Genomic DNA, 12839 nt, shown 5'->3' with positions numbered 1-12839 from the left:
ATGAGTGGCGGCGCACAAACGCGCACACCAGAAGACCAGGAGAAGTGTGGCAATGGCTAAAATTCGAGTCCTAACCATCGATGATTCCGCGTTGATGCGGCAGGTGCTGGCTGAGTTGCTTTCCAAAGATCCTGCTATCGAGGTGATCGGCAGCGCGCCGGATCCCTATGTGGCCCGGGAAAAAATTAAAGCATTGAATCCGGATGTGCTGACCCTGGACGTGGAAATGCCCAAAATGGACGGGCTCACGTTTTTGGAAAAACTCATGCGCGGACGCCCCACGCCGGTGATTATGGTCAGTTCGCTCACCGAGGCCGGCTGCCAAACGACCCTCCGCGCGCTGGAACTCGGCGCCGTCGACTTTATCACCAAGCCGAAAATCGATTTACGCGAAGGCATGGATCAGATCGCGCAGGAGCTGATTGCAAAAGTCAAGGCCGCCGCAACGGCCTCCGTGCGTCCCACAACGGCCTCGTCGTCCGGCGCCGCTCGTCCCGCGGCGCTCAACTCGGCCATGATCAAAACGACGGATATGATCATCGCGATCGGCTCCTCCACAGGGGGCACGGAAGCGGTCAAGGACGTCCTCCAGGTGCTTCCTCCAAACACGCCTCCGGTCCTCATCACACAGCATATGCCTGAGCGTTTCACCAAAACCTGGGCGGATCGCATGAACCAGCTCTGCCGAATTTCCGTCAAGGAAGCCGAGGACGGGGATAGCGTCCTCCCGGGACATGCTCTCGTGGCGCCCGGCAACTACCATATGACCCTGGTCCGCAGCGGCGCGCGCTACTCCGTGCGCATTAACCAGGATGAGCCGGTCAATCGGCATCGCCCGTCGGTCGATGTGATGTTTGACTCCGTCGCGCAGTACGCGGGAGGCAACGCGGTGGGCGTGATCCTGACCGGCATGGGCGGAGACGGGGCCAAAGGCCTCCTGCGAATGAAAGAAGCCGGCGCCTATACCATCGCCCAGGACGAGGCGTCATGCGTGGTCTTCGGCATGCCAAAAGAAGCCATCAAGCTTGGCGCAGCCGACGCCGTCCGTCCGCTTGGCGACATCGCCGCCGCCATTTTGACTCATGTCACCCGTGCCTGATTGTTCACCTTTTGCCCTAGAGGAGCTGCGATGAAAATTACCAGCGAAGTCCACAACCATAAGGTCACCTTGAAACTGGAAGGCAACTTTACCTATACCCAGCGTAAACCCTTTCAGGAAATGTTGAAGTCCGTCAGTGTCGATCCGATGGAACATATTGTCGTCGATCTGTCCCAGGTGGCGTTCCTTGACAGCGCAGCCTTGGGGCTGCTGATGATCTCCCATCGGCAATTGCAGGCCGACAAACGCACAATGTCCCTGGCCTATCCTCAACCGACGGTGCGGCAGATCATCGAACTCGCCAACCTGCACAAGACCATTCCGCTGATCGAATCGCCGGTCCCGACCATGACGAAGAAGAGCGCATGACGTGCCTTTTCCGATGATGAAAGGAATGAGGCATGCAGATTACTGAACGGCGAATCGGGGAGTCGGTCATCCTCGACCTGGTGGGCGAACTGACGTATGCCAATCGAGCCACGTTTAAAGCTTCGGTGGAGCGGAGCAAAGCCAACGGCGTCCGTCACCTGATATTAAACATGCAAGGCGTTCGATTTCTCGACAGTTCGGCGCTCGGGACCCTGGCGTTACTCACGCAAAGCCAGAGCGCGACACGGAGCACAATCGGTCTCCTGAATCCCCAGAGTTACGTCAAAGAAATCCTTACTCTGGCCAACCTGCATCAACTGCTGCCGGTCTACCATTCGGAGCAGGAGGCGCTGGCTGCATGCCGTCTACCGAAAGCCGGGTAAGGTAGGTATCGGGAGCATGACACGTGGCTGAGCCCGTGCGACACATCGAGCCGCCATCCATCGCCGGCCCCTCCGCGAAGGGGACACCGGTCATTCTCCTCGTCGACGACGACGAGATCACTCGAATGGGGATGGCCGGGCGGTTGAAACGATTGGGGTACCGCGTGATCGAGGCCGGTGACGGAAACGCCGGCTTGACCGCCATCCGCGCCCAGCGTCCGGATTTGGTTATCCTTGATTGGATGATGCCGGGTATGGATGGTCCGAGTGTCTGTGAGGCAATCCGCGCAGATCCGGAATTGAAATCCAGCCAGGTCGTGCTCATGACGGCGCACGACCGCCCCGAACAGATCGCCGAAGGTCTCTCGCGCGGAGCCGATGATTTTCTCAGCAAAGCGGCGAGTAGGCAGGAAGTCCTGGCGCGTGTGCAAGCCAGCCTCCGGTCGAGCGCGCTGGTTCGTGAAATCGAACACACGCGCGATGATCTCGATCGATCCCATCGCCTCCTGTCCGCCAAACAAGCAGAACTGGAGAGTGAGCTGCAATCGGCCGCGGATTTCGTCCGCGCCCAGCTGCCCCTGCCCGGCATGCCGGCCACCGGAGTCAGCATGCAGTGGGCCTACCAGCCGTCCCTGGCCCTGGGCGGGGACCTGTTTCAAGTCTGTTCCTGGGGAGCCGATGCCCTTGGGTTATACATTCTCGACGCGTCGGGTCACGGAGTCGCGGCAGCCTTGCGGGCGGTCGCGCTGATGAGTTTTCTGCGTGAGGACAATCTGACGAAAGCAGTCGGAAGTCTTGACCCAGGAACCATCCTTACAGAAGCCAACCGTCTGTTTCCGCTGACGCAGGACGGCGAATATTTCACCCTGTGGGTGGGACGTCTGGACATCTCCACACGAATGCTCTCCTATGCCACCGCCGGTCATGGCGGAGCGTTCCTGCAAGCGGCCGGCGCCGGGTCCCGATGGCTGTCCATGGCCAGTCTTCCGTTGGGATTCGATCCTCACAGCACGTTTGAAAGTCTGCATACTCCGCTTCTTTCATTGGATCGTCTGTATCTGTTCAGCGACGGCATCTACGAAGCCCCTTCGCCGACAGGAGAACTCTGGGGACGAGACCGCTTGCAAGCAACGCTGGAAGCGCACCGTAGCCAGAGTCTTGGACAGAGCATCGCCGATACCATGGCCGCGGCACGGCAGTGGCTAGCCGGGGATATTTTCCCGGACGACGTGGCGCTGCTGGGTCTGGAGATGCTGGAGAGCCCGATGAGCCCAAAGGAGAGGTCGTGATGGAGTCGCAACCGGTCATGGATCTTGCCGCAGCCCTGGATCGCTTCGACGGCGACCAGGATCTCTTTCTCACCCTCACCGGCCTGTTTGTCGAACGCTCAGCACAGGCGCTCGATGCCCTTCAGGCAGCCCTGGCTGCACAGGACCTCCCCGTGTTGATCAAAGAGGCCCATAAACTGAAGGGATCGGCGATGGAGTTTTGTGCCCGTCCGGCTGTCGCCGCCGTCGGACATCTTGAGGAATCCGCCCGGAAGGCCGCCGTGCAGGATCTTCCGGCAGCGGCCGAACAGGCTTGCGTAGAGGTCAAACGACTGACTGCCGCGCTGGTTGAGATCATGGAAAAAGGCTTTCCCTCATGACTGGTCACACCCCATCGCCCACGATGCTGGTCGTCGATCCCTCTGCTGAGACCTGGGCTCTGGTGATGGAGCAAGCCCGGCTCCGTGGGCTTTCAGTCATGACAGCGCCTGATCCTCAAGCAGCATTGGCGATGATCGATATGGCTGCGCCCGATATTCTCATGACCGATCTGTTCCTGGCAGACCGGGCCGGCCTCCTGTTGATCCGCGAACTCCGCGCACGGTCCTCGAAAAGCGTCATGATTGCGACCGGGGAGTCTGGGCAGGTTGACACAGTTGTGGAGGTCGTGCGGGCGGGCGCAGATGACTACCTCCAGAAGCCGCTTCGCGCGGACGCGCTCGGCTTGGCGCTGGATCGAGCGCTCCAACAGATCCCGGCGACCATCGAGAACGTTCCGGGAATCGAACAGGTGGACTATCGGCTTGTATTAGGCACCAATCCCGATCACGTCGAGGACTGTGTGACCTGGTTGATCCAGCAGACCGCCGTGTCGCTTCCCGAAACGCAACGCCTGCACCTGCGCACCACCTTGATCGAACTCATCGTCAACGCGGTGGAACATGGCAGTCTTGAAATCCTCTATCAGGAAAAACACGACGCCTTGAACGCCGACCAGTTCGAGACGCTGATTGCGGAGCGCCGGCGCCATCCACGGTTTGCCACGCGGCGTGTCGTGGTCCGGGCTTCCTATGATAAAGGTCGCCGCCTCCTCCGTTATGCGATCACGGATGAGGGGAGGGGCTTTGCCTGGAACCGCTTTATGACGACCTCTGAACAGCCCTGTGACAGTCGTCATGCCAACGGCCGCGGCGTCTTTCTCGCCAAGGCGTTTTTCCCGGACCTGACCTATAACGAACGCGGGACAGAAGTGACGTTTTCAGTGCCAGTTCCCTAGCCCGTACTCTCCACACCCGTGCTGCAGCCGCTTGACGCGCCTCCTCCTTGCGGTTTATCTTCCCCTCGCTGATTCTGCGGCTATCTCACCGCTCACCTATGAGGCCCTTCATGGCTCGTCCCACTAGACCGGTTGTTTTCCTGATGCTCTGTTCCTTGTTGGCGGGTTGTAGCAGCGCCGAGTGGGTCCACCCCAATCGGCCGAAGGATCAGTTCACCCTGGACTATAACAAGTGTCAGGCCGACACCATGCGTGACCCCAAACTGCAGCAGGGTATCCAGCTCCTGGTCATTCAGGCGACCGAACGCTGTGTTCAGAAGCAGGGCTGGCGGCTGGTGGAAAAAGAGTAGCGCCTCCCGATCTTCGCTCTGCTTGAGTCCCCGGCCCCGGCGGACGTGTCAGCCCACACCATCCGCTATATGACAAGCCCTCCCCAATCCTCGCTTCGCTCCTAATCGCGTCGTTTTTGTTGACGGATGGACCAAGGTTCGTTATGTAATGAACTGATCGTCCATCCATCATCCGCCCAGCACAGGAAACCATGCCCATGACACGCATTGATCTCATCGCCGGAGCACGCCCGAATTTCATGAAAATTGCGCCGATCATCAACGCGTTGAATGCCGCACGGTCGCGTGGCAGCAAACTTCGGTTTCGCCTCATCCATACGGGACAACACTATGACCGTGCCATGTCGGGCAGCTTTTTCGAGGAGTTGGGCATCCCCGATCCCGACATGAATCTAGAAGTTGGTTCCGGTACCCAAGCTGAACAGACGGCGGCGATTATGGTGAACTACGAGAAAGTTTTGGCCAAAGACAAAAGCCATCTTTGCCTGGTCGTGGGGGACGTGACCTCGACCATGGCCTGCTCGATCGTGGCTCGCAAGATGGGGATTCCCGTGGCCCATGTGGAGGGCGGCATTCGCTCGAACGATTGGACGATGCCGGAGGAAATCAATCGCGTCGTCACGGATTCCATCACCAACTGGTTCTTCACCACCAGCGAAACGGCCAATGACAATTTACGCCGCGCAGGTGTCGCAGATGCGCGCATTTTTTTTGTCGGCAATACCATGATCGATACACTGCGTCAACACATGGAGCGGTTGCGGCCCCCGGCCTGCTGGAGTTCCCTTGCGTTGACACCGAACCAGTATTTTGTCGTCACCCTGCATCGTCCTGCAAACGTCGATGGTGAGCAGCAATTGCTTGGACTGCTACGAGCCATTGCGGAGGGCACACAAGGATTGCCGGTGGTATTTCCGGTGCACCCGCGAACCGCCAAACATCTGCGTGAGACCGGACAGACGCTTCCCTCCCTGCACTATGTCGACCCCTTGGGCTATCTGGAGTTCAACTATCTGGTGAAGCACGCCCGCGGAGTCATTACCGATTCGGGCGGGATCACGGAGGAAACGACTGTGCTGGGTGTTCCTTGTTTGACCTTGCGCGATAATACCGAACGGCCGGAAACGGTGACCATCGGTACCAATGAACTGATCGGAACCGACCCGCGAAAACTCCCCCCGGCCCTGCAGCGATTGATGGCCGGTCAATGGAAGAAGGGCGCCATTCCGCCACTGTGGGACGGCAACACGGCCGTGCGGATTGTGGAACATCTGGAGACGCTTCTCGCACAACAGTAGGATGAGTGCACGACGTATCGTTCACTGCTCCGATCCATTGGGGGGCGGGTTGCCGAAGCCGGCCCCACAGCGAAGAGCAGCGGACGATTACGGCACAATACGCAAACGAGTCATGAATTCATGCGGGATAGCACCGGTATATTCGACTCGCAGCGTCGTGATCGGATGCTTTGCCCCATACCGTTTCGAGGCCCATCCAGCCACCGGTTGTACGCTGCCCTCCCAGAGAGTGCTCGTGCCGCCTTCAACGGTGAGCAGGAGCCCGGGATCACATCCTTCCAAGCGATAGCCCCCATCCACGGGAATCGGCCGGTAGCCCAAATGCCAATTGAGCTCTACCTGGTGCATGCCGGTTCCGGTGAGCCAGTCCCAAATCAGCCAAGACCCGGGCGGCTCATACGACACCCCGCGTAAATGGGTCACCCCTACTCGATCCCTGTATCCATAATGCCTGGCGATCACGGTGATTTTTCCTTCAGGCGTTTCATCTTTGTAAACGAGGTGAGTATCAAAGGGCAGCAACCAAGCCATCGGGCCGTCCTGGACGGCCTGGTCCAGCCCATCGACGGTCACCGTATTGTGGGCACGGGTGCCGCGAAAATACCTCCGCCACTCTTCATTGCCCGTGCAGGTATAGGTGCCCGGATCGACCAACACATCACGCGAGCCGACTTGTAGGATCAGCGACAGCGCATCAGCGTGACCGTGCGTATATCGGGGAGCTATGCCCAATGCGCCATGGTCAAAAATCGCCCTTTCCCCCATCCGGCCGCGAACAATCGAATACCCTGAGAGATGAAAGGTGGTCAGTCCTGGAGCGTGCGCCTTGCGAGGTTGGACAAAATGCATATAGGGAGACAGCGCGCACTCATGCTCGCCTTCTCCGATCGGCGGAAGACTCCCATCGATGGCATTGCGGAACTCGTCCAGAAAGTCGCGGCTGCGTGCGAACACCGGGCGAATTCGTTCCGCAACCGGCGAGTGGCGATGGTCGAGGAGCCCTAACACCATCCCATAGAGATCCGTGCAAAACTGAAGATACCCCACTCCCTGCTCCTGACTGCCCCCGTCATGACTGATATGCCGGGGAGTCTCCGCCTCCAACAGATAATGCCCAAACGCGAGCCATCGCTCAGCCATATCCATTTCAGGGAAAAGGCTGCCGGCATAGATCAACGCCACCGCTGCCGCCAGTGTGTCATGAGGGGTTGTCAAGCGCAGCGACAGGCGTTTCCGGATCAATTCCGCATGACCGGAAACGAGCGTCAGCACCGCAGGCCACACGCGCGCCGGGGAGAGCAACCACGGACGCAGGCCATCGATTGCATGACAGACCGCCAGCAGCCGAAGGGCGCATTCCGTCGGGGAGATATAGTGGATACCGGTCAAAAACGGATTCGCCTCCACCCAAGAGACGAGCTGTGCTTCCATCGTCGCCACCGCGTCTGCGCGTTCGACGGGTTCAGCCTGCTGTGCCAGCCTAGCCAGGAACGCCAGGTGCTGAAGGCGCGAGGGTTCCCACGCCATGCGAATATCTCCGCAGGGATTACCGGCATGAATCGGAATGTCAGCAAAAAAACAGCGCGGCCACAGGACTCCTGTATCCGGAGCCCTGTGCCAGCAGGAGCCATCGGGATCCCAGCCCCAGGAATACCCGAACACCGTCACAGCGCCTTTGAGCAGCGCATCCATCTGTCCGTCGTCCGCCGGAAGATGCCAGGGCAAGGACGGCAGACAGGAGGATGGACTCGTGCAGAATGAGTAGCGGGATACATCCTGGGCGGTAAATTGTCGATGTAGCGATTGCTTACCGAGCCCCTGTCGCAGGTGCAGCAACGAAAACAGCGCGCGTTCCCTCGCCTGGCTCCACCATTCCAGACGTCCTGGCGCAGCGAGCGCCTTTAGTGACGAGGCGAGGCGTTGGGGAAGGGCATTGGAATTGAATGAAAGCGTTACGCGCAAGGATCAGCCATACACAGTGAGCGTGATTAAACCGTGTGAACAAGGCTTCGTCCATTCGGCCTTGGCAAGATGCGATGTCGATGAAGGCACAGTACATTCGTTGAGTGTTGAGGGTCAATGACGAAAAACCACGTAACAGTCGGCCGTCAGTCCTTGCACCTTCGGACCTGCCTCCGCATGAGTGTCTCACGATGAGACATCGTCTGTATGGATCTAGCATCAGTGGCGAACGGCACTATCACTACGTAGCTGAATTGTGATAAGGAGCGTGTTCTATCGGCTAGTCCAGCGAACGCACGTATGACTGACCGGCGAACGCTGAGAAAGAGGCCGTTTCAAATCGAGGGGGTAGGTGACGGAGTGAAGAAAGCGTTGATCACCGGCATCAGCGGTCAAGATGGATCCTATCTCGCCGAATTGCTGTTGGGCAAAGGCTACGAGGTCCATGGCATCGTCCGTCGCTCCAGCTCTTTAAACACTGCCCGCATTGACGGCATTTATCAAGACCCACATGTGCCAGAGGCGCGATTACGACTCATCTATGGAGACCTTAACGACGCGAGTTCGCTCAATCGAATTCTGCGCACGATTCAACCGGATGAAATCTACAACTTAGGCGCGCAGAGCCATGTTCGCGTGAGTTTTGATGTTCCTGAGTACACGGCCGAAATTACAGCCCTGGGGACCGTGCGCTTGCTCGAAGCCATTCGTGAATCAGGCATCAACCCCAAATTCTATCAAGCCTCCTCCAGCGAAATGTTCGGCAAGGTGCAGGAAATTCCGCAGCGTGAGAGCACACCGTTTTATCCGCGCAGTCCTTATGGAGCCGCCAAGGTCTACGCCCACTGGATCACCGTCAATTACCGTGAAGCCTACGATCTCTTCGCCTGCAGCGGCATTCTGTTCAATCATGAATCCCCACGTCGCGGCGAGACCTTCGTAACCAGGAAAATCACGAGAGCTGCGGCCCGAATCAAATTGGGGGTACAGCAAGTGCTGTATCTCGGAAATCTCGACGCGAAGCGCGATTGGGGATTTGCCGGTGACTACGTACAGGCCATGTGGATGATGCTCCAGGCAGAACAATCGGATGACTATGTGATCGCTACGGGCGAGACGCATACGGTCCGGGAGTTCCTCGACCGCGCGTTCGGTCACGTGGGGCTGGATTGGCACGACCACGTGAAGATTGATCCGCGGTACTACAGGCCGACAGAGGTCGACCTGTTGATCGGCGATGCAACGAAGGCCAAGCGCACGCTGGGGTGGGAGCCGAAAGTGTCGTTTGGTGAGTTGGTGGCCATGATGGTGGACGCCGATGTGCATGCAGAGCGCCAAACCTTGGAAGGCACCAAGGCGGTACCTTGTGCATGAGGTTCCGGGGCGGATACACGCGTCGTCGTAACTGGCAGCTCGGGGTGTTGAGGATCGGTGGGCATAGGCCAACTTCGGCACCCGGGCTGCTGTGCGATTTGAGTGCCAAAAAGCCGGGACTCTGATCTCGTCCAGCTGGAGACCGTCCAGCGACTGTACGACAGCGCGGCACGAGCCGGAGGCGTCAAGGCAATCACACGAATTCCGGCTGGTTTTCTACCATAACTGATGGGTACATAGTTAACAGAAGTTGGGCTGGAGCAGGGGCTGGAGTAATCTGTAGCGCTAGCCACCATCTGCGCCGATTCCAAGTATATTCCAGTTCCTTTGGCGAAGAAGACCTGTGGTCCTGGTTTCCAGAAAAAACGAATGCGCCTTACGGACTGGCTAAGAAAATGATGCTGGTCCAGGCTTAGGCTGATCGGCACTAATACGGGTTTACCGCCAAGGAGATTGTGCTCGTTCCCATAACCCCCTATGGCCCCGGCAACAAATTTGACACGTAAACGTGCATGTCTTTCAGGCCCTCATCAGGAAGTGTGTTAAGGCGCAAGCCAAGGGGGAGCAGCAGGTGCTGCTGTGGGGCGACGGCTTGTCGTCGCGGGAGGTTCTCTACATATGCCGATGCAGCCCGCGCCGTTCTGTTAGCGGCTGAACACGAGAATGACGACGACCCGATGAATATGCCACGGGAGAAGAGAGCACGATTCAAGATCTGGCGCACCTGATCGCCGACGAGGTGGGATTCATGGGAGATCTGATATGGGATACCGGCAAGCCTAATGGTCAACCGCGCCGCTGCCTAGAGGTGAGCAGGGCAAAAGAATTGTTTGGGTTCGAGGCGGAGTTGATGCTGCGTCACGGAACCAATAAGAGCCTGGCTTGGGTATCGATCTCACCAAACAGAGGTGAGGATACGTGGCGTGTTGATGTGAAGGGAGACCCAAGTTTTCACTAGACTCGCTCCTGAAAATAGACTTCAACGAGCATTTCAGCCTTATATCATGAATGTTTACTCATTTCCCGATGAATACCAGTGCCTCTTCCTGAAAGGGTTACAAATAGATGCTAATTCGTTGGATGCTTTTGGTAATTGGACTCTCAGCTGCCTGTAGTCCGAGTGTTGTAGTTCAAAGCCCAACTCCTGTAGGCGCTCCAGGAACAGAAATTGGGTTGGTAGGCCCTGCTATCAGTGAGGAGTACATCATTCAACCTGGGGACCAACTGGAAATGAAGTTTTTTTATAATCCAGATATGAATGATGGCATGGCTGTTCGCCCAGACGGTCGAATTTCCATGCAGCTCATTGGAGAAGTCGTGGCCGCCGGCCGTTCTCCGAATGAGCTTAGTGCTCTTTTGCGGCAGAAATATGGCAAGGAGCTCAAGAATCCAGAAATTACCGTAATTGTTCGCTCCTTTGGGTCCAGGGTATATGTCGATGGAGAAGTCAAGAAACCCGGTGAGTTGGAACTGCTGCGCCCCCTTACTGTTATGCAAGCGATATCACGGGCAGAGGGCCTCACTGATCGAGCATGGAAGGAAGCTTTGGTCATCAGGCGTATCAAGGGAAAAGACCCTTTGGTGATGAAGCTTGACCTCGATGATGTGCTGACAGGGAACGACTTTAGTCAGGATGTAGGGTTGGTGCCATTCGACATCGTCTATGTTCCTAGATCACCGATCTCAAATGTCAATCTGTGGGTGCATCAATATATCCGAGCAAATATTCCATTAAATTTCGGTGTCTTTTTTAACCCGTTCTAGGTACAGGTTGTATGGCAATGCATGAGGTTCAGCACGGCAACTTAAGGGATTTTTTGACTGTTCTCATAAAACATCAGAATAAGGTCATTGGAGTGTTTGCTGCTGCGGTCCTCACTGTGACGGCAGGTTCATTCATTATGACCCCCATTTATGAATCTGAAGCAACGGTCATGGTAAAGATCGGGCGGGAATACATGTATCGTCCCGAGGTTGGCTCAACTGGCCAAGCGATATCTTATGACCAAAATCGGATCGTGGAGTCGGAAATTCAAATCTTCTCAAGTCAAGATGTGGCCAAAGGAGTCATCACGAAAATTGGATTAGCAAGGTTATATCCCGACATCGCTCAGGATCCACCAACTAAAATGACTGCCTTGGATGCAGCGATTGAAGAAATGAGAGACAAGCTGTCATTTTCAACCTTAAAAGACTCCAACGTCATCAAAATTAAATTTCAGCACCCCGATGCAGAAGCCTCATCCCGGGTCGTCAACAATCTCCTCGATCTCGTGATGGAAAAACACCTGAAGGTCTTTAGTAACCCGCAAGCTGGATTTTTGGAAAAGCAAGCGGCGGACTATCAGGAAAAATTGGAACTATCTCAATCAAGGCTGCAGGAATTTAAGCGCACACATAGGCTTTCTTCGCTTCAGGAAGAGCGACAATTAACCCTCGAGCAGCGAAGAGATTTAGATACCGCATTAAAGAAATACCAAAACCAAAAACAGGGCCTACTCAGCAAGCACACCTCCGTAAAAAGACAGCTTGGGAGTATTCCCAGCCAAATTCCGCTGGCGAGCGTTGCGGAGCGCCAGGGAGTTGTAGACGGGCTGAAGGCAAATCTCTTGGAGCTTCGACTTAAAGAACAGAGCCTTTCAGCGAAGTTCAAGGAGACCAGTCGCCTGATCACCGACATAAGAAATGAAATTAATACAGTGGAGAAATTCCTCCGAGAGCAAGAGGATCGTCTCACTGATAGAGTGACCACCGGAAAAAACCCCATCTATCAGGAACTCGAGATTGAAATTTTACGAACAGAATCCGAATTAAGCTCCGTTTCCACTCAGATAGCTGAGACGACACAGCAGATTCGACAGTTGGACGGACATCTTTCCCAACTCGATCAGTTGGAGAAGGAATTGGCTACGCTGCAACTCAAGGTGGAGGCCGACCAGAATAACTACCGAATGTATTTGTCTAAGGTGGAAGAGGCTCACGTTTCGGAAAAAATGGACGAGCTCAAAATGGCTAACTTAAGCATCATCCAAGCCGCCGCCGTCCCTCCGAAACCGGTCAAACCCAAAAAAGGACTCAATATTTTACTCGGCATTGTTGCCGGAATAATTGGCGGCATCAGCTGTGCGTTCATGGCTGCCTATATTGAAGAAGGATATACCCGACCGGAGGAGGCGGAGAAGGACTTGGGTATTCCTGTGCTATCTGCCGTCAATTACAAAGGATAGTTTCATGTGGCTCAAATTTGATGAATTCGAGCAGAAACGATTCCATGCGAATATAGATCCAAATTCTATTTGAGTCAAAGATAGAGCCAGACTTTTAGATCGATCATGACCCAAAACCCGAAAACTAGGCCAACGGCAGCTTGAGAAAACGGTCGGCGGCGTGGTCTTCTTGACCCCAAGGAGGACCCGACGATGGCACGACGACGAGGGCATACGGAAGAGCAAATTCTGGC

At 56.2% G+C, this 12839-nt stretch carries 12 protein-coding genes; 11 read left to right on the top strand and 1 reads right to left on the bottom strand.

The window, feature by feature from the left end; translation table 11 throughout:
* Positions 1 to 52: 52 nt before the first annotated feature.
* From cheB to GDA65_10400, 8 genes are all read left to right on the top strand, one after another.
* Positions 53 to 1099, top strand: a complete 1047-nt coding sequence (gene cheB, locus GDA65_10435) for a chemotaxis-specific protein-glutamate methyltransferase CheB (GenBank protein MBA5863109.1) — start codon at positions 53 to 55, stop codon at positions 1097 to 1099.
* A gap of 30 nt (positions 1100 to 1129) precedes the next feature.
* Complete coding sequence (locus tag GDA65_10430; GenBank protein ID MBA5863108.1) at positions 1130 to 1468, top strand: anti-sigma factor antagonist; 339 nt, start codon at positions 1130 to 1132, stop codon at positions 1466 to 1468.
* A gap of 32 nt (positions 1469 to 1500) precedes the next feature.
* On the top strand, positions 1501 to 1851 hold the full coding sequence (locus GDA65_10425; protein MBA5863107.1) for an anti-sigma factor antagonist: 351 nt from the start codon (positions 1501 to 1503) through the stop codon (positions 1849 to 1851).
* A 23-nt stretch (positions 1852 to 1874) separates the two neighbouring features.
* Positions 1875 to 3140 (top strand): SpoIIE family protein phosphatase, encoded by a 1266-nt coding sequence (locus GDA65_10420; protein ID MBA5863106.1) that lies wholly within the window; start codon positions 1875 to 1877, stop codon positions 3138 to 3140.
* The gene (locus GDA65_10415) at positions 3137 to 3499 is read left to right on the top strand and encodes a hypothetical protein (GenBank protein MBA5863105.1); all 363 of its coding nucleotides are present in this window, start codon (positions 3137 to 3139) and stop codon (positions 3497 to 3499) included. Before GDA65_10420 ends, GDA65_10415 begins: the two co-directional genes overlap by 4 nt.
* Positions 3496 to 4395: a response regulator gene (locus tag GDA65_10410; protein MBA5863104.1), complete on the top strand. Its 900-nt coding sequence runs from the start codon at positions 3496 to 3498 to the stop codon at positions 4393 to 4395. Before GDA65_10415 ends, GDA65_10410 begins: the two co-directional genes overlap by 4 nt.
* 110 nt (positions 4396 to 4505) lie before the next feature.
* Positions 4506 to 4745: a hypothetical protein gene (locus GDA65_10405; GenBank protein MBA5863103.1), complete on the top strand. Its 240-nt coding sequence runs from the start codon at positions 4506 to 4508 to the stop codon at positions 4743 to 4745.
* Between the two features lie 197 nt (positions 4746 to 4942).
* Complete coding sequence (locus tag GDA65_10400) at positions 4943 to 6043, top strand: UDP-N-acetylglucosamine 2-epimerase (non-hydrolyzing) (protein ID MBA5863102.1); 1101 nt, start codon at positions 4943 to 4945, stop codon at positions 6041 to 6043.
* Between the two features lie 87 nt (positions 6044 to 6130).
* Here the strand turns inward: GDA65_10400 and GDA65_10395 are convergent, their stop codons facing one another.
* A complete protein-coding gene (locus GDA65_10395; protein ID MBA5863101.1) occupies positions 6131 to 8005 on the bottom strand; it encodes a hypothetical protein in 1875 nt (624 codons plus the stop codon).
* 360 nt (positions 8006 to 8365) lie between these two features.
* Between GDA65_10395 and gmd the strand changes: the two genes are divergently transcribed.
* The 3 genes from gmd to GDA65_10380 all read left to right on the top strand — a co-directional run bounded on the left by gmd (position 8366) and on the right by GDA65_10380 (position 12606).
* Positions 8366 to 9379, top strand: a complete 1014-nt coding sequence (gene gmd / locus GDA65_10390) for a GDP-mannose 4,6-dehydratase (GenBank protein MBA5863100.1) — start codon at positions 8366 to 8368, stop codon at positions 9377 to 9379.
* Positions 9380 to 10444: 1065 nt separating this feature from the next.
* Positions 10445 to 11143: a sugar transporter gene (locus GDA65_10385; GenBank protein ID MBA5863099.1), complete on the top strand. Its 699-nt coding sequence runs from the start codon at positions 10445 to 10447 to the stop codon at positions 11141 to 11143.
* Between the two features lie 11 nt (positions 11144 to 11154).
* The gene (locus GDA65_10380) at positions 11155 to 12606 is read left to right on the top strand and encodes a lipopolysaccharide biosynthesis protein (GenBank protein ID MBA5863098.1); all 1452 of its coding nucleotides are present in this window, start codon (positions 11155 to 11157) and stop codon (positions 12604 to 12606) included.
* Positions 12607 to 12839 lie beyond the last annotated feature (233 nt).

The sequence above is a fragment of the Nitrospira sp. CR1.1 genome, assembly GCA_014055465.1.
Classification (GTDB): Bacteria; Nitrospirota; Nitrospiria; order Nitrospirales; family Nitrospiraceae; genus Nitrospira_A.
Note: the sequence above shows the minus strand (reverse complement) of the source record. Positions and strands in the feature narration are given on the sequence as shown.

Bases quoted from the DNA above. Each gene is read 5' to 3' on its own strand.
- GDA65_10385 (MBA5863099.1), top strand. From the start codon at position 10,445: ATGCTAATTCGTTGGATGCTTTTGGTAATTGGACTCTCAGCTGCCTGT.
- GDA65_10400 (MBA5863102.1), top strand. From the start codon at position 4,943: ATGACACGCATTGATCTCATCGCCGGAGCACGCCCGAATTTCATGAAA.
- GDA65_10430 (MBA5863108.1), top strand. From the start codon at position 1,130: ATGAAAATTACCAGCGAAGTCCACAACCATAAGGTCACCTTGAAACTG.
- GDA65_10410 (MBA5863104.1), top strand. From the start codon at position 3,496: ATGACTGGTCACACCCCATCGCCCACGATGCTGGTCGTCGATCCCTCT.
- GDA65_10425 (MBA5863107.1), top strand. From the start codon at position 1,501: ATGCAGATTACTGAACGGCGAATCGGGGAGTCGGTCATCCTCGACCTG.
- GDA65_10405 (MBA5863103.1), top strand. From the start codon at position 4,506: ATGGCTCGTCCCACTAGACCGGTTGTTTTCCTGATGCTCTGTTCCTTG.
- GDA65_10380 (MBA5863098.1), top strand. From the start codon at position 11,155: ATGGCAATGCATGAGGTTCAGCACGGCAACTTAAGGGATTTTTTGACT.
- cheB (MBA5863109.1), top strand. From the start codon at position 53: ATGGCTAAAATTCGAGTCCTAACCATCGATGATTCCGCGTTGATGCGG.